The sequence below is a fragment of the Clostridium brassicae genome (assembly GCF_026738875.1).
Classification (GTDB): Bacteria; Bacillota; Clostridia; order Clostridiales; family Clostridiaceae; genus Clostridium_H; species Clostridium_H brassicae.
Genome location: NZ_JAPQFJ010000005.1, coordinates 179,103 through 202,015 on the forward strand (window position 1 = coordinate 179,103; position 22,913 = coordinate 202,015).

Here is a 22,913-nt window from a genome sequence, read left to right on the forward strand (position 1 = left end):
CTCATGTTAAGGTTCAACTATAATTTTATAATATAAAGGGAGGCTGTTTATGTTATTTAAATACATCTCATGTTAAGGTTCAACACTTCTTCATACCATATATATTTAATCCAACCTTTATTTAAATACATCTCATGTTAAGGTTCAACCAGAAAGTTTATCCCACGATCTAATATAATTTCTTCTATTTAAATACATCTCATGTTAAGGTTCAACTAATGGGAATATAAGATATTTTAAATTATTAGATTTATTTAAATACATCTCATGTTAAGGTTCAACATATAAAGAATTATAAATTATGGGAGGATTAAAAAAATTTAAATACATCTCATGTTAAGGTTCAACATGCAATACCCTCTGCACAACTATTGAATTTATCATTTAAATACATCTCATGTTAAGGTTCAACGTTATTTGTGCATACCAATATTTTCTCCTTTTGTCAATTTAAATACATCTCATGTTAAGGTTCAACTTCAATTTGAAAATTTTAAAGAAAGTTTTCAAATTGAATTTAAATACATCTCATGTTAAGGTTCAACAAGTAACTCAAACATCTATAAATAACAATCTAACATATTTAAATACATCTCATGTTAAGGTTCAACAAAAGCAGGCTGTTGTTCATCTTGTATGCTTTTTCCATTTAAATACATCTCATGTTAAGGTTCAACAATTATATGGATTTTAATAGTACATTTCTGCAACTATTTAAATACATCTCATGTTAAGGTTCAACAAGGATATCATAATGGGAGTGGGTATATAAAAGGATTTAAATACATCTCATGTTAAGGTTCAACATTATTTATTTATTTCCCTAACACACTTAGAACTGTATTTAAATACATCTCATGTTAAGGTTCAACCACTGTAAATAAACCATTCTTTAAATTTATTATATACCTAAATGCCTGTATTTTCAATGGATTACTTGTTTTTTTACCAGGCGTTTATGAATTTTTACAGAAGATCATTAAAACACTTACCAACTCTTTAATATCAAGCTTTAACAGGATTTTATATGAAATTGTAACTGGGAAAATAATTTATAAAATAATATAAATATCATAACAATATTGAAAAAAATCATCTTATAAAATTCTTTAACCTTTCTATAATTTATATCTATCCTCTAAATCTAATCTTTCATTTAAATTATTAAATTTAGAGATATTGGACAAAATACCTCTGAGGTGATTTAAATGAAATGTAATGTTGGTAGAACCGAGCAATTTATTAGAATTGCACTCGGCATAGTTATTGTTCTTTTAGGTTTATATTTCAAAAACTGGTGGGGGATTATTGGCCTCGTACCTATAATAACAGGTTGGATTCGTTACTGCCCCATTAGTGATGTCTTAGGGATTTCAACTTGCGATGCTAAAAAAAAGCAATAATTTGTTACTTATGGCCTTACAATCTAAGGCCCCTTTCTTTTAACTGCATAATCTAAGAAATATGCGTCTTAACTAAAGCTAAAAACTATACTTTTATTCAACTCTACAAATTGAAATTTTGCAATTATAATCTTACTTTTTTTCTACTAGTAAGCAATTCTTTGGTCCAATATAACCAATAGAAAACACAAGTATAACCATAATCACTCCAAACGTTATAATTGAGATTACAGGTTTAATAAACCAAGACAACAAAAATCCAGATATACCCACTGCTAACATTATAACAAGCACTTTTTTCAAACGGCATATGGCAATTCGAGGATCATATTTTCCCTGTTCCTCCACATCCATTTGCCAATACCACTTTATCCACTTAGAGGATTTTTCAACATTCACTATTAAAAGAACTATATATATTGCCAATAAAGCAAAAGTAATTACAACAATACCTCTTTGAAATTTATCCATTTTTCCCACCCCACAGTTCCCGATTTATTGGATTTTTTATATATAATTAATATATCACTCCATCTTACAATTATGATTTAATTTATACTAAAATTGTATCATGCTTTCTATATATTTTCATGTCTATACAAAAACATAATAATTTTAAAACACCGCACTATTCAATTTTCAAAGAACATTGTTCGTATTTCAAAATTTAATACTTGTGTCGTTTTATACAAAAAGTGCGACATAAAAACACCTCAAAATTCAATTAATGAATAATGTGGTGCTTAGATAAATTGTTTGTTTTTTCAGTTGTTATATTAAATAAGAAATTTATAAACTGACTGATTATTTAACCTGAAATTTAGAGCTTTTTAATCTAATGTTCCAATAACATTATTTAATTCAAATAAAGCATTGGGATCAACTTTTAAAGTAGTACTTTCTTTACCTAAACCACCATATATAAAAGGAAATTCAAGAAGCTTTTTATCAATAATATATGGTAATTCAATTCCAAACATTGGAACATTACCAACTGAAAAACCTGTCGTCAATTTAACCTCGTCTTTAGTTGCTAATCTAACATTTTTACAATTTAATAGGTGTTTTATTTCATTGAAATTTACATGACCTCTTTCTGCTGATACAATTAACACATAAAATCCTACAGCGGTATATATTATTAATGTTGGTGCTATTTGAGCAATATCAATTTTAAAATAGTCAGCACCTTCCTTAGCTGTATGAATAGGTTTATTATTATAAATTATTTCAAATGAAAAACCACTCTTTTTTAAAATATTTTCTGTATTTTCCATTAAATTCACCTCCAAATCATAATATTTATCAAAAATTATACTTATTAGAACTATGTCCCTTAAATCTAATCTTTTTTTATTTTTACCTTTTAATACATAAAACTTTACTCTGTTAACTTAACTAATAGTAATTATATCATATTTACATAACAATATATTACCATTTTTTTATGATAAGTATTAATTTTTTTATTTTCTAACACCATATTATCTAATTTTCAAAGAACATTATTCATATCTTAAAATTTAATAGTTATATCATATTTAATTTAAACCATTTTACTTTACTGGTTTGATCTCCATTTTTTATTTCTTGTCCACCAATAATTTCCCCTAAAAATATATGTTGAATATAACCTAAATTTATAGATACTAATTACAGTTATAAATCAGTTTGATTAATATTGCTTTATTATAACTATATCAATTGTGATATAAAGTCATCTTCTTTTTTATTAATTATATTTTCAATCTCATTTTTTTGTGAAACAGTTTTGTATATGATTTATCCACTATTAATTTTAAATACTTATTATTCTATCCTTTGAATATTTTCTATATTTCTGTCAATAATCTTAGTATCCATATAACTATATATCCCTAAGGGACACCAAAATTTTCTAAAGCCCATGAGCTAATTGCTTATAGGCTTTCTTCCTTTAATATATGTTTAAGTTTTTTCAATGCTTGCCTTTTAATTTTAATACTCTTTTGATACTTTAATTTCTTATTTTCTGCAATTTCTTTAATCTAAATGTTTCACTTTTGAGAACCTAGATTTATATTTTATTCTTCATAACAAATAATAGGAGTTCCATCTTCTATATTATCAAAAATTGTTTTAGCTAAATATAATGGAGTATTTACACATCCATGGGTACCATTTCTCTTATATATATCACGTCCAAAAGAATGTCTCCAACGCGCATCATGTATTCCTATATTTCCGTTAAAAGGCATCCAATAACTTACTTCAGCCTCATAAGCTGGTCCTGTCAAAGTCGCTTCTCTTTCTTTATAATTAAGCATATAAATTCCAACCTCAGTAGAATTTCCTCTATTGGGGTTGCCTGTTACTACATCACCTTCAGTTATAAGATTTCCATTTTTATAAAACCATAAATGCTGCCTTGTTATATTAATTTCTACATAGGTATTACCTATGTCATCTTCCCCCCTAGATAAGGCCTTTTGAGCATATATAGGTTCTTTTTTAATTATTTCGCCAAATTTTATACTTTCTAATAATGCTTTTGTTTCAGCAGCACAATTAATTTTCCATCCATAAAATCCGCCCTTAACTTCTACTATTTTATTTTTAGATGTTTTGATTTTTCTTGCTATGCCAACTGTATCATATTTTTTACTCAACCCTTGCACATATTGATTAACTGCTTTTTTATCTATTACTACTTCTAAATTTTCATCAACGCTAAGCCATTGATTTATTATATTTCCATCTAATATTTCATTCTCACTTCCAAATATATAAGTGATTTTTGTTGACACATACTTATTTAGTAAATTCTTAGTTTTAAGAGTTTTATCAGAACTTAAAGTGTACTTTGGATTTTCGTAACAAAGACTTTCATTTAAATCTAATTTTGTTTTTCCTTCTAATATGCTCATTTTTATAGCTTCATTTAATTTATCTTTATATACTCTATTGCCATATACTTCCTTGACTGTTTCATATAAACCCTCTACATACTTAAAACTTACATTTTGGGTTTCTATAATATCTTTGTTTAAACAGTTTAATTTATTTATTTTATTTTCTAAATTATCTTTATTATAAACAAATAAATCATCTACATAATATTTTTTCTCCTTTAATAAGGCTATTATCCATTTAAATGAATTTTTCGTTTGGTAAATTTTATAAATGCTGTTTTTTTCATTGTATTGCATTTTTATATCTTTTCCTGTTATTTCTTCTATTTCTCCGTTTCTTTCAATTAACTGTAACTTATAATCTTTAATATAGCTTTTAATTACATCTTCTACATCTCCATGTGCTTTTAATGAGATATCTACTCCATTTATTGCTGTATTAAAAAAGAAATGATTAACAAAATATAATGAAATAAATAAATATATTAGTGTAATTAAAGCTATTAGAATAAGAATTTTTCCTATAACCCTACTTTTAAAAAACTTTTTTACATTAACATCCTTCATACCTATCTATACCTTTCAGCAAAAATGCATTTTATTTAAACATAATAACTAGTTTATAGTATGTTTGTATTCTTGATTTTAAAACTTAATTAATATTAGCTTTTGTATTATAATTTGATGAAATTGTATAATTAAAAACTAGACATCAGAATGCAAGTTTGTAAATTATACATTTTTCTCATTTAATAAACTACGCAAAAAAAGCATACCTTGCTTTGGTATGCTCTTGCTATGTTCCTTTAAAATAACATAATACGAAAAAAGATAAGATTACCTTTTAAAATATAATAAATTTCAACTAATCTAAGTACTCCTAATGCTAATACCTCAATTATTTTACCTGATTACTCAAAATTCCAATTCCTTCAATGATACATTCAACTATATCTCCTGATTTTAAAATCTTTGGCGGATTGTGAGCAATCCCAACGCCAGAAGGCGTACCTGTACTAATAATTGTACCAGGAAGTAATGTCATTCCTTGGCTCAATTCTTCTATAGCTTCAGAAATCGTATGTATCATTCTGTCTGTCGTAGTGTTTTGGCGCAATTCCCCATTCACCTTACATTGCAATTTAAGTTTTGGTGGAAATGCAAATTCATCAGCGGTTACAATGATTGGTCCCATAGGTGTAAATCCATCAAGGCTTTTTCCAAAATACCACTGTTTATGTTTCGACTGAATTGTTCTAGCACTTACATCATTCACAATAGTATATCCAAATACATAGTCTGATGCATCTTTGGCTTTAACATTTCGAGCCTTCTTGCCAATAATTACTGCTAGTTCTGCTTCATAATCCAAGTCCTTTACAATATCAGAGTGACTTTCTATGTAATCTCCAGGTGCTACCGCCTCATTTACACGCTTAGAAAAATAGATAGCCGGATCTTGATTTTTAAAATTACCATCATCCACAAATTCATTTACTTCATGTACATGCTCAAAATAGTTAACGCCCATACAAATTAAATCTTGTCGTGGTTGTGGAATTGGTGCCAGTAATTTCACTTTTCTAAGAGGAATTGCATCCAATATACCAGAACTCATCTTTTCCTGAATCATTTTCTTTTGATCAGCTGTAATATTATCAATCAACTCCAGCATTGTCTTAAAGTTAAGGTCAAATACCTCCATTGGATAGAGACTGTCTCCCTCTGGAGTTAATATACCAACTTTCTCATTCTCTCCAATACGATAAGTCACTAGTTTCATAATGCCACCTCCAGTTCTGTTTACAATTATAACATACTTAAATTAGATATAATGTGGTATTATTCTCTAGATGATTGAAAACAATTCCTCTTTTTATTGTAGATCAAATTACTTTTTTTCTACTGGTACATAAATTTCCATTACAGTATCTTTTCGTCCATGGCATCTCTCATCATAAAACTCAAAGTCAAGTTTACTTTCATCAAAAACATATTCACTATCTTTAAACCATTCCTCAAATATATATTTCCAAGTGTTTTTTATTGCCTCTGGGAAATCTTTATTATCTAAATCCTTAGATGTATCTACTGGAGGCGTTGTAAAAACAGCATAAGTTGCTTCTGGAACTTCAACTGTTATCATTTCATCAGTGACATTATCAAAGTTATCCACTATAACTCCAAGTAAATATGTTGCATCTCCACTTTCTCCATTGGCTGGAACACATAATCCCACTTCACCGTGCTTTGGTGGATTTAATATTTTGTACATTTTACTTTCTAAATTTTCACCATTATAATTGCTCCAAAATGAAGCTATATCTTTAGTATAATTACCATTTGTAATATTAGTTTTAATTCCATAACCTGCAACTTTGAATGCAGATTTCTTTATAATAACAGGATTCATAATACACCCTCCAAGTTCTACATTTAATTTTTTATTAAAATAATTACCCATACATTTTATATATTGTTTAGGACTAAATCCAAATTCCTTTTTAAATGCTTTTGAAAAACCATTGTGTGTTCCAAAACCATAATCAAGTGCAATATCTATTATTCGTTCACCTTTAAACAAGTCCATAGCTGCTAATGAGAGCCTTCTCTTCTTTACATATTCCATTAAGCTTATTCCTTTATTAATATTGAATATTCTTGAAAAATGAAAAACAGAATATCCACACTTGTTTGCTATTACTTCTGGTGTTAAATTACTTTTTATATTTTTTTCAATAAATTCAATACATTGTGATATTGCATCACTATAATTCAAATTATCACCAACCTTTCCCCACGTGGTAATTCTAATATATCATTGTAATTAGACTAATATTGTTCCTAAATTGCTAAAATCATCTACTAAATTATCAAATAAATAAAGACTTAAGCTATACATTTCATTTCATTAGCTTTAAGTCTTTATTTATTTGATAAACCCACTGTATTTTAAATTTCTATATAAGAAATACTGTTTCCATGATTTTTTATTATAGATTCTAAGTCCTTTGGACTAATCCAAACAGTTGCTGTATTATCATTTGGATGTACTCCTATGCGTTCAAATAATAAAATATCTTTATCCAAGATCACTTCCACCTTGCAATCAGTATCATTTAATATTCCAAAAGGTGTAACAGAGCCCTTGCTCAATTTCATATATTTGTATAAGTCTTCTTCTGAAGCAAAACTAAGTGCTCTACAATTTAATTTCTTTCTAATTCCTTTTAAATCAACTCGCTTATTTTTTTGAAGAACTAGTAAAAAGTATCTTTTCTTCTTATCTTCTCGAACAAATAAATTTTTAACCACTTCATTTTTACTGTCGATATTCAATTTATCCATTTCCTCTATGGTATATACTGGTGGATGTTCAATAACATCATATGAGATCTTCATACTTGCCAAGGCATCAAATACTATGTTACGAATACTATTCATGATCTTCTTCTCCTATCACACATTCAATATGTTTTTTCATAAAACTATATTTGTTTAATATTATTTCTAATAGTTTTTCTTAATTTCTTATAATTGTTCATTTATTCGATTATATAGCATATGTTTATAAAATTACAAATAATTAAAAAACTATATATCTACATATGACAATTAATCTGAAAACAAGTTTAATTAAATTTACAACACTATATCTATCTTTTTTTCTTTTCTATATCTAGTGACTACTGATGTAGTACTTATTAAAGTTAGTACAGCTATTATAATTGGTACTTTATACTTAAATACACCTATAATTCCAACTATATTTACTATTACAGATTTAGTTATATAGATTAAAAATACAGACACTGGTATTAAAGTTCCTATAAGAGGCATATAATTTGAAATTTTTCTTGATACATAACAGGTTATTAAAGTAACTATAATTCCAACAATATATAGTAATACTCCTGTTAATATTATATATTGTATAAAAGTTATATTAACCCAAAATAAATAACCAGTAAAGCAAGAATTAATATTTGAATTATAAAACATATTTACACTATAAGTACGAGTGGTATACAAGAAAGATAATACTCCTAGTTGTATTGTCATAATTATCAGTGATGCTATAATTGCTGTTTTAATTTTATCTTTATATAAATTTCGTCCTTTTCTAGTGGTATACTGTAGTAACTCCAAAGAGTTTCTAGCATCTCTTGTGAATATAGGTGCAATCATAAATATTATTGATATTATAATAGCTATAGAACTATATCTGATGAGGTTATTATAGTTTTCAAAAACAAACCATGGTAATATACTATTTTGTGACTTATTTTTTCTAATTTCATTTAATCTATCTTTATAAGCCTTTTTAGTTTGTGAGAACTTAAAATGATCTTCTTCTGTTTGTAAAACTTTTAAACGCTCTTCTTTATATTTAAAATTATTTATATAGTAATCTATAGTTTGTAATTCCCAAAATACATTAACTCCATCTTTAAAAAATATGTCATCATGAAAATTTTCCAAATCTTTTGATCTTGCTCCTTGTGCTTTTGATCTCTCTTCTTCAAAATTAACATAATCTTTTATATTAAGCTTCTTTGCTTTTTCATTGTTTTTAAGATAATCATTTGCTTTTTTTCTCATATTTTCTTTCATCTTGCAAAGATAATTAGTATCTTCATCTTTAAGGTTATTTCCTTTTTCATTAATGATACTTACTCCTATCCTATAAGCATCATTTTCTGGTCTTCCATTTGGAAAATACTCTATATCAAACTCTACAAATAAAAAATACAGTGCAACATTTATTAATAATAATACTAATATATTTTTAAGATTAAATATTTTTTTCAGCTCATTTATGAAAATTCTCATCTCTTCCTCCTACTTTAAGTCTTCTTTTTTAAATTTTTTTATACTTAATACACTAGTAACCAGTATGGCAGTTCCCCATATGAAAACTGTTATAAGCTCATAATATTTATAATTAGTAAAGGCTCCACTTAGCATGAACCTATACTGTGGATTCATTATTAAGGAAAAAGGTGTAAACGTGGAGTAAATGACACAATTATTATTTGTAGGCAAAAAAGATGGTAATAATATTGCAAAAGCTCCTATTATAAAAAACAGGGAAAATGCTATGTATGTATTTTTAGTTACTCTATTTATCAAAAAAACTATACCTACAAAAATCATTTCAACTGCGTATACTAAAATTATTGATAAAACTAAATACTGCCATAGATTTATTGAAAACCAGCTAGTAAATGGCATGTTGTGGCTAGGTTCCCAATTGAAATAACTGCTAATTGGCACTTTCCAAAGTCCATCATAGCTAAACACAGAAAAATATACTCCCAAAGTTATCCCAAGTATAATTGTTGTTATTAAATTTATAGATATTAAGCCTGCTAAAATCTTATCTTTAACTAAATTTCTTCCTCTTTTAGTTGAGTAAGTTATTAAACTTGTATTATTATCAAACTCATAATTTACTATAAATGCTATAATTAAACACACTAATATAGCAATCTCAAAAATAATATTTCTTAAAATATCTTTAAATAAAAAAGAGTGCATCGCATAAGCTTGTCCTTGAAAGAATAAACTTCTATATTCTCCACTAGTTCTTATATTATCCAGCCTTTCTTGAAAATTTTTGTAATTTTCTCTTGCGGTTTCCGCCAAAGCTCCAGATAATCTCATAGCTTTTATATCACCTTCAGCAAGTTTTTCTAGATCTATTTCTTTATAATCTATATCATTTTGGTCTATATAATAGTAATAGCTCTCTATTATTGCTGTTTCTTTAATTTTTTTCTGTTCCTCTTTACTATAATTTTCTAACCCCATCCCATTCATCTCATCATAAAATTCTGCTAAGGTTTTATAGGTTCTTCTACTTTTTGAATTAATTATTTTATTAGCTTCCTTTAGATTTTGCTTATAATAATTTCTAAAATTTACAAGCATATTTTCGTCTATTTTATATCCTACTTCTTTAACTATTTTATTTAAAACTTTTAAGTCTTCTCTACAACTGAATTTTTGATTGATTATGAATAAATTAAATATTATAAATATTGTAGTTAATCCAATTATAATTGGTGATTTAACTATCTTTTTTATCTCATTTTTTATTATTTTCATAACTTATCCTTAAGCTCCTTCGTTATATTCATAAAGGAAAACATCTTCAATGTTAGGAGAAACTAAAGTCCACTCATCTTGATTATTCTTATCTTCTATAAATCTTATCTTCATTTTTCCATTCTCTTGTTTTTCAGATAAAGCAATATGATTTTTTCTAAACTCATCTGCTTCATTAAAAGGAATTTCTGTTTCATAAACCTTACCATTAATAGTTCCACATATATTCTCTACAGTATCTTTATATAGTATTTTTTTATCCTTGATCATAATTATTTCGTTAGCTATAAATTCAATATCACTAACTATATGAGTAGAAATTATAACTATTCTATCTCTACCAAGTTCACTTAAAAGATTTCTAAATCTTACTCTTTCTTTTGGATCTAATCCTGCAGTAGGCTCATCTAAAATTAAAACTTTAGGGTCATTCAAAAGTGCCTGAGCTATTCCAACCCTTTGTAACATTCCTCCTGAAAATTTTTTCATTTTTTTACTTATAACATCCTCCAATGCAACTAGTTTTAAAACTTCTACCACTTTATCTTTAGCTTTTTTTTCTTCTATACCTTTAAGTGCTGCTAAATATAATAAAAATCGCTTAGGCGAATAATTTTTGTAATATCCAAAATTTTGTGGTAAATATCCTAATATACTACGATATTCTTCATCAAGACTTACAATATTAGTTCCATTGTATAAAATCTCCCCTTTATCTGGAAAAATTAATGTTGTAAGCATCTTAATTAGTGTTGTTTTACCTGCCCCATTAGGTGCTAGTAACCCATATACCCCCTTCTTCAACTCTAAATTTATATCTTCTAAAACTGAAAAATCTCCAAAACTTTTGCTTAAATTATTTATTAATAACACTTATATTTCTCCTTTCTCTTTTCTCACATATATGAGTTTCTTTAAAGCTTTAATATAAATAACTAGACAAATTACTGTAATAATTAAATGAATATATAGTGGCACATACATAAGAAAAGCTATATATAATGAATTCTTGATAATTACCAAAACTAAATTAACTAAAATCCAACCACTTATAACTAAGTACTTGTAAATAGTTCTCTTTAAATAAACTATTACCAATATAAAAATAGTAGAAAATAAAAATAATGAAGTTATAGATACGACGTATGCTCTTATTATGTTGAAACTATCAAAGATAGAATATATACTAGCTACTAGAAAAGAATTTAAAATCATTCCTAATATACTGAAAATAAACATCCTTATAGCTGCTAGATTAAAGAGATTGTATTTACATGTAGCCTCTATTTCATAAGTTCCCTTTAATTTAGTGTTTATAAAAGAAAATAATGAAATTATTACATACATAATAGGAGAAGCTATAAAAACATATCCGTATAGCCTGTATATATCTTCCTCACTAATACCCAATGCAACTTGTCCACCTATAAAACCAAAGAATATCAATGACACAATAGCTATAAATATCAATTCGCTTTTATCATGAAATATATTTTTAAATCCCAATTCTTTTATAGCTGAAGTTATATAAGAGAAAAAACTTTTTTTCTTCTTTAATCCTTTATTTAAAATTTCATCTATTTCAACATTCATCTCCTCTAATGATGGAAAATTAACCTCCTTCTTCATACTAGTCCCTCCTCTAGAATTTTATTTATTCTTTTAATAGCTGAATAATATCTAGTTTTTACTGTAGACTCTTTAACTTCTAAAACTTTTGATATCTCATTAAATGTCATATCAGAAAAAATTTTTAATCTTATTATTTGTTGAGTACTGGCTTCCATTTGACCTATAATTTCCATTATCTCTTTAGCATCTTCATTTATAAGAAAATCCTCTTCAATGTTTGAATCATCCTTAAATTCTAAGTCATCAATATTTCCAAGATTAATACCTTGTTTATAATATTTAGATCTATAATGATCAATTATTTTATTGTTTGCTATTTTATAAAGCCAGGTTTTAAAAGAAGCTTTTTTTGCTTCAAAGTAATTGATAGACTTTATCATACCAATGAAAATTTCTTGAGTTAAGTCTAAAGAGAGTTCTCTATTATTGGTTTGTTTAAAAACATATGCATATATTTCTTTGTAATGTGAACTAATTAAGGCATTAGCTGCAGTTCTATCACCTTTTTTTTGTATTAACTTAATAAGCTTTAAATCTTGGTACATACCATTTTATAACCCCTTCTCTTATTGCCTCTCTAAAACTAGGATACATTTTAATAAATTGTTGATTTCGTATAACTTCAAAAACAACACTTTTTTAAACCACAACCTAAAACTGATATCTTATGTCTTTGTTTATCCGATGTCTAACCATTCTAATACTCCCATCACACTCTGTGAAAGCGATTCGCACCAAATGGAAAATTTGGACTCTCTGCTTTTCTCTAAAGTGGGAGTAAAGTATGGTACGACCCTGGATAACGGTTTCTCCTAAAGGATAACGACTTCTAAGGAGTAAAACTCCTAAGAATTCTGTTAATAACTTTCAGATGGAGTAAAAACTTCACCTGAAATTAAGAACTCTGTTTATGTATTCGTAATAAAGATGAAAATAGTTTTAAAAATTACTATATTTTTATATGATGTTAAAATATAGTATAAAAATTATAGATGGAATTGTCCATCTATAATGTGTAATATAAGAAAATTGTGCAAAAAAAATATCGCAAATTCATTTTCCATTATGAATAGTGCGATATTTAGATCTTTTATTAATTTTTATTATTTATTGTCCTCTTTAATATTCATCACCTTATTCTAAATGATAAAATAAATAAAGCTACAAAAATTAGAATCCCAACATATTACTTGCTTGGATTTAACTAATCTTATTCATAAATAGTTATTCAAAATTTTGTTTGATAAAAAGTATTAAGAATACTAGTTTCACAATCCTTATTGTATATATCTCAAGATTCTACTTTTCAATTGATATCAGCATACATTCTCCTCAATAGTACTACTAACATTACTATTATTTGCTATAGGCTGTACCTTATGTAGAACAAAAGCAAATACTAGTCCAATTATAAGTACTGGTACAAATTCTAACGAATTAAATAAATTTGATTTTACAATACCACCATGCACTACATCCGAAAGAAAAGTGTATACCCAATGAAAAAATACCGCTGTAAACAAATTTTGATTTGTTTTAATATAGAAATAAGTATAAATAAAAGAACTACTAGTAACGGATATCACGAAAGTAAAAAATGACAGATTATGTTCGTACTGATTAGTACCTACTATATAAAACAATGGCAAGTGCCATAAAGACCAGACTAAACCAATCGCCAAACTTGCTATGTTAGGACTCACAATTTTTAATAATCTTTTTAAAGCAAAGCCTCTCCAACCATACTCCTCAGATAAAGGTCCAAGTATAAACAAAGGAAGAATGGTAGGAAGTATAGTTAAGATTTTAGAATAATTAAAGTCTCCATCCAAAGCTAAATAGATAATACTCCAAGATACAACAAAATAAACTGCTGTCAAACTAATAGCAGCAAACCACTTAAAACCAATTCTAATTTGAAATGCTTTTTTTAATAATTGTTTAGTCTGTTTTTTTCCTTCAAAAACAGCAGTAAGAATTATTCCTGTTATTGAAGGAGCAAAGCCTCCAATAACAAACAGTATAATAGCCCAAACTGGCCCAATCGCTCCTCTACTAAAACCCATAGTTGGAACTTTAAATAAAGCAATTGGCCCCCAAAACACGAATAAACTTAAGAATATAGTCGTTAGGAAAAATATCGTAACTTCCTTTAGCTCCTTATTTTTCATGCATAATCCCCCTAAAATTTTTTCATAGGTTTTACCATGTTAAACCTTATGATATGTAACTATTTCACCGCTAACATATGTAAAACTGAGTTTGATATAATCTTAAAAATCTTTATGACATCAATGCTATATTCATTAGCTCCATAACATTTTTGTAATACAACTTTATTAACCACACCATCAATTGTAGTGGTAATATAAGTAAAGATATCATGTAATGGAAAACTTGCCTCAAACTCTCCCTTATTCACTCCTTCTATTATCTTGTTAAAAAGTGAACCTACAAGATATTGTCCATTTTCCTGCTCTGTAAGGAGACTTTTAAATTTTTCCCCTTTTTCAGGATGATTTGACAAATATACAGTAAGTTCAAATTGAAATTTACCAAGTGTTGATGAACTTTCATTAATATAGTTCCCCAAAAAAGTAAATAAGGCTTCAATTATACCTTCTGTAGTATTTTTACTTGTTAGTATCTGATCAATTTTATGTTTATAATTGTTTTGAGCCGTTTTCTTATTGATTAAAGCTATAATAACTTCATCAATATCATTAAAATACCTGTATATCCCCCCTTTACTTATACCAGCTTCCCTTATAACATCTAGCATAGTTATTTCATATAATGGTTTTTGTTGAAATATCCTAAAGGCTGCATCTAATATTTGTGTTTTCTTTTTATTAATATAGTCTTTATTTACTTTTGGCATTAGTTTCTCTCCTTCCCAAAATGAGACTCATCTCATTTTTATATTTCTATTTTACTTTATCTAATAGTTAATGTAAATAAAAAAAATGAGATTACTCTCATTTTAAAAACTATTTTTTAATAGTGGTGACTTAAGTTAAATTATTTTGTATATGATACATTTTTCTGTATCACTTGCAAGTGATAACACTTTTTTAATTCCCAAAAATACTTTTATAAAACCTTCTCATCACATAAATAATCTTTAGTCAATTAATTTACTATTTATCATACTTAATTTTAAATAAGAATTGGATTCCGATGTTTACAACTTATACTTGTATAAATTACCAGTATTTCATTTCTGATGGAACATATTCATCATATTCTCCCGCTTTATCATACCCATTCCACCCACATGGCATATACTTTTCATATGACCCTGGTTCCGTAAAAAAGGAATAGAATTCTCTTTTATCAAAATTAATATAAAAAATTGGCGTAGCAGTATAATTTACATCTATAACACCATATAATTCTTTATATACTGTATAATATTCTGCTAATTCTTCCTTACCTACTTTAAACTCCGCAACTCTGTCTAGAAAACTAACAATGTTTTTTTCTGATAATATTGAAAAGCCATATCTAATATCCTCTTCATATTCGGGTATTTCATATCCCTTCTCCCTGAAAGCACTTTTTAAAATTTCCTCATTCAAAATCCATGTTTCTTTATCTGTGACATAGTATTGTGAGAAATTATTGAACTTTATCAAAACAACTACCGTGCCTACTCCATCTGGTTCTAATATCATTTTTATCACCTCTAAAAATATAAGTGCCAATTATATATCAAAATAAATTATCCTTAGATAAGCTCACTTATAAATTTACTATTTATCTTTTAGTAAATTATAACATATTTTACTAAGTACATTATCTACTATTTTTAATGTTTTATTTATAAGCTTTATTAAACCATCCACTCTATCACGTTTTAAAATAAGCAATCTTTTCTGATTTTTTAGAGCTTGCATTTTATCAAAGTATGGGCTCAACATTATATCTTTAACATCTTTTATATGACGTGGTGTTAGAGTCAGCACTTTATAAAAGAATTATAATTTTATATTCACAAGTTGAATTTCTTATATGCCTTAATTTATTACAATACAGATTTACTGGACAGTCAAAGGTTTTACATGCTTAAAAAGCAAGCAAATCCTCTTAGTTCAAGGGCTGTGCTTGCTTAGATTTAATTATTTTACTTGTGCTAAGTTTACTATATTTTTCAATAACTTATATATTAAAATTGAACACTTTTATTAATATATTCCAACAGTCCGTTGTGATATACATCAAGCCGTGTTTCTCCGGCAAATGTTGGCTGATTTAGGACCAAATCCATCAAATGATGTGCACATTTTCCCCCTATTGTCATAGATTTTACGCACGAAACGCAATATACAACAACATCGTCACAGGGCATTTGCTGTGCTCGAACCTTTTGCAATTCATTTACCTTTTTAATAGACAAATTCGGATAAAAGTTATCTCCACAGCAAATTGAACTTGTACCATGACATTTTGCCTCCTTAATTTCAATACCCATTTTCTTTAACAAACTTCTCACAGCTGTATGCACCTGTGGCTTTGGTCTGTAAGAGCATGAGTCTTGAATTGAAACTTTAACACCCAAATAATTTGGCAGTGGAAGATTTTCAATTGAGTCAAGAATTTCCCAAAGCGATATTGTTTTTATGCCTTCATAGAGAGATCGGAAACGTCTGTCGCAACCCGCGCAATTGTTTATTATGGTGGAGCCATTTGGCAGGTTTGGATTATGCCTGCAACAGCGGTTGTGCATCTTTACAGGTCCAAAATACTCATTTAAAATGGCATGTATCTTTTTCTCATTCTCCGGATTGTGTGTAGTCATCGCACAACCGGGGTTAAAATAGCATTTATCCATGTCTATATCCGAGATTTTAATACTCTGTATTCTATATTCTTTCATGGTTTACCTCCATATTATACATTATTTATTTTCTTCTCCTTCCTATATCTAGCAGGTGAATAACCGGTGTTTTCTTTGAAAAATCTATAGAACCCTGAAACACTTTGAAAGCCCACCAAATATGCAATATCAATCACTTTATCATCCGTATGTATTAAGCGCTTTTTTGCTTCTTCCAATTTTAAATTATTTAGATATTCCGAGACTGATACCTGATATTGAGCTTTGAATATTTCGTTAATCCTATGAAGTGTAAGACCAATACTTTTTAATTCATCATTGATATCCATTTTAACTTGGAATGTACTATCTATTAATTTTTTTATCTTTTGGCCAATGTCCTTCATTGGCTGGTAATTAAGCAAATCACTCCGACATCTTTTGCACGGTCTAAACCCAGCCAATCTTGCTTCATGGGAGGTATTAAAAAAGCAAATATTCTCTCTTTTCGGCAGTTTAGATTTACAAGAAGGCCTGCAATATATACCTGTGGATTTAACAGCATAGAAAAATATCCCGTCATATCTTTCATCATTATTTTTGACTGCTTTCCACATTTCTTCTTGTGTCATCTAACCACTTCCTTCTCTTTTTCCTTAGTTTTAATTTTTATCTTTTCCACTTTGCTTAGTAGTGTATAATCATGCATTTTCCATATGGCTCTATCTGCCATCAACTATAGATACAGACTTACTACTGTTCTGTATAGGAAATAGACTCTTACATACTTATACTCCCTGCTACTTGAACATGCTGTTTCTAGATTCACTGTGTCAAGCTCATTTCAAAATCTTCTCCAGACTGTTTTCTGTGCCTTTGTGAAAATCTGCTAACTGATAATTTTATGTATAACCGCAGAAAACAGATTATCATCAACCTTTCTGTAAATATGTTCAATTTTTATCAATGATGGCTTCACCTAAAAGCTTGTCACTACTTTTCAGATACTCTATTTCTTTTTCTCCATGCTCAAAATACATATCATCACCTGCCATGAAGTTATTATACAAAATCATTGCTATCATTTCTTCTATAATATTGACATTCAATTTTGGCAACATGTATGTTATATCTTAAGTTCCAGTTCTAGAGCATTATAAATTTGAATTGCTTTAAAGTTATAAAACAAATAAAGGCAATATTTTAACAATTCCCCCTGCTAACCCAATCATTAGTTTCACCTCTGTAAATTTGTTATTTGTAATGAATTTTAAATTACAGCTACTTATAATAATCTTACTATTACATCTTAAAATAGTTATAATCTACACTATCTATTAAACTACAAGTTATATATCATATAAAAAGCTATAGAAAAGATAGTTGTTCATTATCAGATTTATTTAATTTATCTTTCATTGGCTTTGAATAACTACCCGAAAAATTATATTTATCTTTTAATTCATTAACCATTGTGTACAGCTTATCCTTATATTCCTTATTTGCACCGCCTGTTTTATATAATGTCTGTAGTGGTTCATATAAATGTGGAAACTCTTTCTTTATGAAATCAAAGAATACGTAGCGTGTCTTTCCTCTTAGATAAAGTACTCCAGGTAGAACATAACTAACCTTACAATCAGCAGCATTAGAATATAGATTGTCAACATTATCTCGCCCATCTGTTATATATGGTATGATTGGCATAAAGTGAAGTCCCGTGGATGCCTTTGTCTTTGAAAATTCCTTTAACATAGCAAATCTTTTAAGGGATTCCACACCGTTTGGTTCTATTTTTCTACGAATATTTTCATCCATACAAGTAATGGTTGCTGCAACATTAACATAAGTAATGGAGCTAAGTTCTTCAATTAAATCATAGTCTCGTAAAATTAAATCTGACTTTGTAGAGATGATACAAGGTGTTTTGTATTTTATCATTAACCGTAGAATGTCTGGCATTATTTTGTACTGTGCTTCTATTGGCTGATAACTGTCGGTTACGCCACCAATATTAACAACTTCTCTTTTCCAGGTACGGCTGCTGAGTTGTTTTTCCAATCTTTCAACAATATTAGTTTTAACATATATATCCTCAAAGTATTTCTCAGAACCTATGTATTGATGTGAGTACATAGCATAACAGTATTTACAGCCATGCTCACAACCACGATATATATTCAAATCCCATGCAAAGGGAAATTTCCTTTTTAATTTATTACAAGCCACATTACAAGTAATTTCTTTATACTTTGCCATTCTTTCACCTCCCTAAATTATGGATTGCATAATTTAACCACCCTACTAACAAATAAACGATTTTAATAGTTGACATGTAACTTAGTGTAATATATTTTATAGTATCATTCATTTATTAGCTTATTTTTCGACTATAGATTATCATATCTATATCATTAAATTTCTTTATCTACTCATAACTAAACATAATCTAACCTTTTATCTTCTCCAAAGTAGACCTAATATCTTTATACACTAATGTCTGCATACTATCTTTATATATTTCTGTATCTGCTTTTAATAAAGCCTCTGTAATACATGCTACTAAATCCCGTTTATGCTTTGCAATATTAGGTAGTGACTTAATACATTGCCTTGCTGTAATAGGTTTCACATCTAAAACATGTTTCAAATAATTATCAATAATTTCATCAATTTTATTATCTATATCCCATTTTGCATTTGCAGCTATTAAAATAAGTCCTCTTGTCCTAATATAAGAATTATTATCCTCCATCATCTCAACGAACCTGTCAAAAAACTCATAAACACTATTAGAGTTTTCACTTTCTGCTTCCAGAAGTTTCAAACATTTGTAAGCAATTTTATTATCTTTAGAATACAAAGCTGTTACCAACTCAGTAATATTATTCATAAACTCACCTCACCTTTTGTAACAAATAAATTTCCTTTTATCTAAAGTTAAAATTTGTATCTTTTTTCTATTACCTATTACAATTTAATTTTATCACTTTTATAAATTTAGTGCTTTTATTTTTTAAGATTTATTAAAGATTGTTAATTTTCCTCCATAAAACTTCAGATATTTTTCAATATTTGATTTTATATATTGAGCACTGTGATTACCAGGGAATATATAATTTTCACAATTCACTCCTTTTTCTTTCAATATTTTATGTAAAATCGAACAGCCTTCATAAAATCTACCTTCATCCTTATCTCCAGCATCAAGATAGACATCAATATCAGAAGAAATATTATTATTTTTTGCAATATATATTGGATCATATTTTTCCCATACATCCATGTCTTTATAATATGGTTTATCTTCCTCGTCAAGTTCCAATTCTAAAGTAGGCATATGTCCTCCTACTTTTGAAAATATATGCTGATATCTTAGTGTATTGTGAAGGGCTACATATCCGCCAGCAGACACCCCTCCTATATATCTTCCTTTTCTATCTTTTATAGTATTGAAAGTTTTATCTATTAAAGGTATTATTTCCTTCATAAAATAATCTTCATACATTCCTAAATTTATGATTCTATTATTGTCTCCAGGATCAGCCACCTCTTTACTGATTAGAGATGAATTTAACCCCCTGCTATTTTCTATTCTTGGACATGCGATTATCATAGGCTTAATTTCCCCATCTTTTATCATTCTATCAGCTTTAGTGTTTATATCTATTTCAAACATTATATTTTCACTTCCACTTCTTCCATGTAGAAAATATAATACAGGTAAAGGAATGAGACTATTATAACTTTCAGGTAAATACACCAATACTGACATTTTCTTACCAAGTATATTGCTATAAAAATTTACTTTTTCTACTTTTGATTTATTCATTTTTATACCACCCTTTTTTAAATTTTCGATTTAAATCGTTATGTTCACAATAGAACGTACTTGTATTATAATAATTATATTCACAATATAATTAAAGAATTGTATTGCTGAAATTTAGCACAATTTTGACATGAGGATATAAATATGAAAAATTTACAAACTTATTATAATAAAAAAATGCCCAATCCAAATTTGGGTATAGATATATTTCTAGCAGAAAACTTCAAGAAAGGGAGAAAATTTAATACACATTGGCATGAAAATATGCAGCTATATTTTTTTACTGAAGGCAAGGCTTTAGTCGAATGTAATAAAAAACGTTATTTTGTTAAAACTGACAGTATTGTGGTCATTAACAATAATGAACTACATTCCCTTGAAAGTTTAAGTGACGATCTGAAGTTTTATACAATTCGTATTGATTCTTCATTCCTGTTCAGTAATCAAGTTGATTTATGCCAGACAAAATTCCTTTCACCCCTGTCACAAAATCAAATATCTTTTCAAAATTTAATTGAAAATGACAAGGAGATATTAGACTGCATCACTATAACAATACAAGAATATTTTTCTAGGGAAATTGGATACGAACTTGCTGTAAAATCTTTCATTTACAAATTAATCGTTCTTTTATTAAGAAAATATATTAGTAAATTTTTGACTAGAAAAGAACTTATTTCAAAAATAAATAATTTGAAACGTTTTGATTTGATTTTTAAATATATAGACAATAATTACTCTAAAAAAATAGCAACTTCTGATCTTGCAAATATTTTACATATAAGTACCTATCATTTTTGCAGAATTTTTAAGGAAATGACAGGCAAGACACCTACAGATTATATTAATAGAATAAGACTGGAAAAGGCGGTTGACTATTTGAATAAAGACGATCTAAATATGACTGAAATAGCATTAAGATGTGGATTTGATAGTATAAATTATTTTAGCCGTTTATTTAAAAGACATTATAATGTTTCACCAACAAAATTTAAAGAAACTAATTTCAAACCATAAAATAATTAGCAAAGCTGAAATGAACTAACCCTATCAATTTACTGTGGAAAATAATACTATAAGAATCTTACTTTATAATAAAAAACCCCAAATAAGCGATGTATTGCGTACTTACTGGGGGTTCTATTAACTTATTAGGCTTTCTATTATATATTATTGTTTAGTTGTATTTTAATTTTAGTAATCAAATTGACGATAGTATCTTCTGTAATCTAAGTTATGTTTGGTGTAGGATTCAAAGTGAAAAGCCAATCTATCTACTAATATAGTAGAACAAATAGTTGGAGCTATTATCCATCTGAATTTTGTATCAATTCCTTCTAAAGCATACTCTTGTGTATCAATTACTACCAAATTATCTGTGTGAGTTTTTATAAATTTTTCTGCACGTTCATCCAATTGACGTCCTTTTCCTTCTCCCTTAATTAAGAATACACTTGTGTTCTTTTCAATTAATTCTAAGGTACCATGGAAAAATTCTGCGGAAGTTACACTCTTTGTTTTAATCCATTGCATTTCTTCTAATATACACATGGAGAATAAATATACTTCTCCCCACATTTCACATCCACCAATCCAGTATTGTATAGGTGCATTATAATGCTCTTTTGCAATATCTCCTGCTTTCTCCTCAAACTTTTTCTTAATAGATAATAAGTTTTCAGGTAATAAACAAAGCTGTTCTCCAAATTCATTATAATCTTCAAAATCTCCAGCTTTATATAATAATCTAAAGAATATCCAATAAAGGAGCATATACTCATATTCTACTCCATTTTCATGTTTCATAGGTACTACATAATCACTAGCTAAAGCTAGTGGGGAATCTTCATTCTTTGTACAACAAATAACTCTAATTCCATTATTTTTACAATATTCTGCTATAGCAACAGATTCTTTTGTATCTCCAGATTTTGATAAAGTAATTACTAAAGAATCTTTTGTTAATTGTTTATGTCCGCAAGTTAAAAGCTCTGCAGCTTGTTCTACAAAAACAGGAATATTAGTTAGTTGTTTTGACATACACCCTATAGCCATCATAGGAGATAAGGACCCTCCAACAGCTGTAAAGAAAATATTGGAGTATCCTTCAGCTGCTACTTTATCTGCTGCTGCTTCTGCAATAGGTCTTGCCTTTCTAATTAAATCTGCACTTTTTCTGTACTCTTCTTCGTTAAATTTTAACATAAATTTCTCCTCCATTTCTT

The 22,913-nt window shown here is 27.8% G+C and carries 23 protein-coding genes, 1 pseudogene and 1 CRISPR repeat array (1 of these 25 only partly in view); of the genes and pseudogenes, 2 read left to right on the plus strand and 22 right to left on the minus strand.

Annotated elements, in window-relative coordinates; genetic code table 11:
- A CRISPR array of direct repeats spans nt 1-872; the repeat unit is 30 nt; it begins 142 nt to the left of the window's first position.
- A gap of 336 nt (nt 873-1,208) precedes the next feature.
- Nucleotides 1,209-1,403, plus strand: a complete 195-nt coding sequence (locus tag OW729_RS07130; protein ID WP_268060787.1) for a YgaP family membrane protein — start codon at nt 1,209-1,211, stop codon at nt 1,401-1,403.
- Nucleotides 1,404-1,535: 132 nt separating this feature from the next.
- Here the strand turns inward: OW729_RS07130 and OW729_RS07135 are convergent, their stop codons facing one another.
- The 21 genes and pseudogenes from OW729_RS07135 to OW729_RS07235 all read right to left on the minus strand — a co-directional run bounded on the left by OW729_RS07135 (nt 1,536) and on the right by OW729_RS07235 (nt 20,688).
- The gene (locus OW729_RS07135) at nt 1,536-1,874 is read right to left on the minus strand and encodes a hypothetical protein (protein ID WP_268060788.1); all 339 of its coding nucleotides are present in this window, start codon (nt 1,872-1,874) and stop codon (nt 1,536-1,538) included.
- Between the two features lie 359 nt (nt 1,875-2,233).
- Nucleotides 2,234-2,680: a YbaK/EbsC family protein gene (locus OW729_RS07140; RefSeq protein WP_268060789.1), complete on the minus strand. Its 447-nt coding sequence runs from the start codon at nt 2,678-2,680 to the stop codon at nt 2,234-2,236.
- A 786-nt stretch (nt 2,681-3,466) separates the two neighbouring features.
- Nucleotides 3,467-4,861 carry a L,D-transpeptidase family protein gene (locus tag OW729_RS07145; RefSeq protein WP_268060790.1) on the minus strand — a complete coding sequence of 465 codons (1,395 nt, stop codon included), beginning with the start codon at nt 4,859-4,861 and terminating at the stop codon, nt 3,467-3,469.
- Nucleotides 4,862-5,192: 331 nt separating this feature from the next.
- Entirely contained in the window at nt 5,193-6,077 is an 885-nt protein-coding gene (locus OW729_RS07150) for a fumarylacetoacetate hydrolase family protein (protein WP_268060791.1), read from the minus strand.
- Between the two features lie 108 nt (nt 6,078-6,185).
- Complete coding sequence (locus OW729_RS07155; protein WP_268060792.1) at nt 6,186-7,073, minus strand: AraC family transcriptional regulator; 888 nt, start codon at nt 7,071-7,073, stop codon at nt 6,186-6,188.
- Nucleotides 7,074-7,246: 173 nt separating this feature from the next.
- A complete protein-coding gene (locus tag OW729_RS07160) occupies nt 7,247-7,738 on the minus strand; it encodes a prolyl-tRNA synthetase associated domain-containing protein (RefSeq protein WP_268060793.1) in 492 nt (163 codons plus the stop codon).
- 198 nt (nt 7,739-7,936) lie between these two features.
- Nucleotides 7,937-9,127: a hypothetical protein gene (locus tag OW729_RS07165; protein ID WP_268060794.1), complete on the minus strand. Its 1,191-nt coding sequence runs from the start codon at nt 9,125-9,127 to the stop codon at nt 7,937-7,939.
- A 9-nt stretch (nt 9,128-9,136) separates the two neighbouring features.
- Complete coding sequence (locus tag OW729_RS07170) at nt 9,137-10,405, minus strand: hypothetical protein (protein ID WP_268060795.1); 1,269 nt, start codon at nt 10,403-10,405, stop codon at nt 9,137-9,139.
- A gap of 9 nt (nt 10,406-10,414) precedes the next feature.
- Entirely contained in the window at nt 10,415-11,278 is an 864-nt protein-coding gene (locus OW729_RS07175) for an ABC transporter ATP-binding protein (RefSeq protein ID WP_268060796.1), read from the minus strand.
- Nucleotides 11,279-12,034: a hypothetical protein gene (locus OW729_RS07180; protein WP_268060797.1), complete on the minus strand. Its 756-nt coding sequence runs from the start codon at nt 12,032-12,034 to the stop codon at nt 11,279-11,281.
- Nucleotides 12,031-12,582, minus strand: coding sequence for an RNA polymerase sigma factor (locus OW729_RS07185; RefSeq protein WP_268060798.1), 552 nt, complete (start codon nt 12,580-12,582; stop codon nt 12,031-12,033). Before OW729_RS07185 ends, OW729_RS07180 begins: the two co-directional genes overlap by 4 nt.
- A 771-nt stretch (nt 12,583-13,353) precedes the next feature.
- Nucleotides 13,354-14,208, minus strand: coding sequence for a CPBP family intramembrane glutamic endopeptidase (locus OW729_RS07190; RefSeq protein ID WP_268060799.1), 855 nt, complete (start codon nt 14,206-14,208; stop codon nt 13,354-13,356).
- Between the two features lie 59 nt (nt 14,209-14,267).
- Nucleotides 14,268-14,918 (minus strand): TetR/AcrR family transcriptional regulator, encoded by a 651-nt coding sequence (locus OW729_RS07195; RefSeq protein ID WP_268060800.1) that lies wholly within the window; start codon nt 14,916-14,918, stop codon nt 14,268-14,270.
- A gap of 325 nt (nt 14,919-15,243) precedes the next feature.
- On the minus strand, nt 15,244-15,714 hold the full coding sequence (locus tag OW729_RS07200) for a hypothetical protein (protein WP_268060801.1): 471 nt from the start codon (nt 15,712-15,714) through the stop codon (nt 15,244-15,246).
- A gap of 132 nt (nt 15,715-15,846) precedes the next feature.
- A pseudogene (locus OW729_RS07205) lies at nt 15,847-15,981 on the minus strand (MerR family transcriptional regulator); the annotation flags it as partial.
- A 224-nt stretch (nt 15,982-16,205) separates the two neighbouring features.
- Nucleotides 16,206-16,916, minus strand: a complete 711-nt coding sequence (locus tag OW729_RS07210; protein WP_268060802.1) for a (Fe-S)-binding protein — start codon at nt 16,914-16,916, stop codon at nt 16,206-16,208.
- A gap of 14 nt (nt 16,917-16,930) precedes the next feature.
- On the minus strand, nt 16,931-17,488 hold the full coding sequence (locus OW729_RS07215) for a bifunctional transcriptional activator/DNA repair enzyme AdaA (RefSeq protein WP_268060803.1): 558 nt from the start codon (nt 17,486-17,488) through the stop codon (nt 16,931-16,933).
- A gap of 321 nt (nt 17,489-17,809) precedes the next feature.
- Complete coding sequence (locus OW729_RS07220) at nt 17,810-17,977, minus strand: hypothetical protein (RefSeq protein WP_268060804.1); 168 nt, start codon at nt 17,975-17,977, stop codon at nt 17,810-17,812.
- 247 nt (nt 17,978-18,224) lie between these two features.
- The gene (locus tag OW729_RS07225) at nt 18,225-19,115 is read right to left on the minus strand and encodes an SPL family radical SAM protein (RefSeq protein ID WP_268060805.1); all 891 of its coding nucleotides are present in this window, start codon (nt 19,113-19,115) and stop codon (nt 18,225-18,227) included.
- Between the two features lie 190 nt (nt 19,116-19,305).
- Complete coding sequence (locus OW729_RS07230) at nt 19,306-19,749, minus strand: SufBD protein (RefSeq protein ID WP_268060806.1); 444 nt, start codon at nt 19,747-19,749, stop codon at nt 19,306-19,308.
- A gap of 123 nt (nt 19,750-19,872) precedes the next feature.
- The gene (locus OW729_RS07235) at nt 19,873-20,688 is read right to left on the minus strand and encodes an alpha/beta hydrolase (RefSeq protein WP_268060807.1); all 816 of its coding nucleotides are present in this window, start codon (nt 20,686-20,688) and stop codon (nt 19,873-19,875) included.
- 144 nt (nt 20,689-20,832) lie between these two features.
- Between OW729_RS07235 and OW729_RS07240 the strand changes: the two genes are divergently transcribed.
- Nucleotides 20,833-21,705: an AraC family transcriptional regulator gene (locus tag OW729_RS07240; RefSeq protein WP_268060808.1), complete on the plus strand. Its 873-nt coding sequence runs from the start codon at nt 20,833-20,835 to the stop codon at nt 21,703-21,705.
- Nucleotides 21,706-21,882: 177 nt separating this feature from the next.
- Here the strand turns inward: OW729_RS07240 and OW729_RS07245 are convergent, their stop codons facing one another.
- Nucleotides 21,883-22,893: an SIS domain-containing protein gene (locus OW729_RS07245; protein WP_268060809.1), complete on the minus strand. Its 1,011-nt coding sequence runs from the start codon at nt 22,891-22,893 to the stop codon at nt 21,883-21,885.
- Nucleotides 22,894-22,913 lie beyond the last annotated feature (20 nt).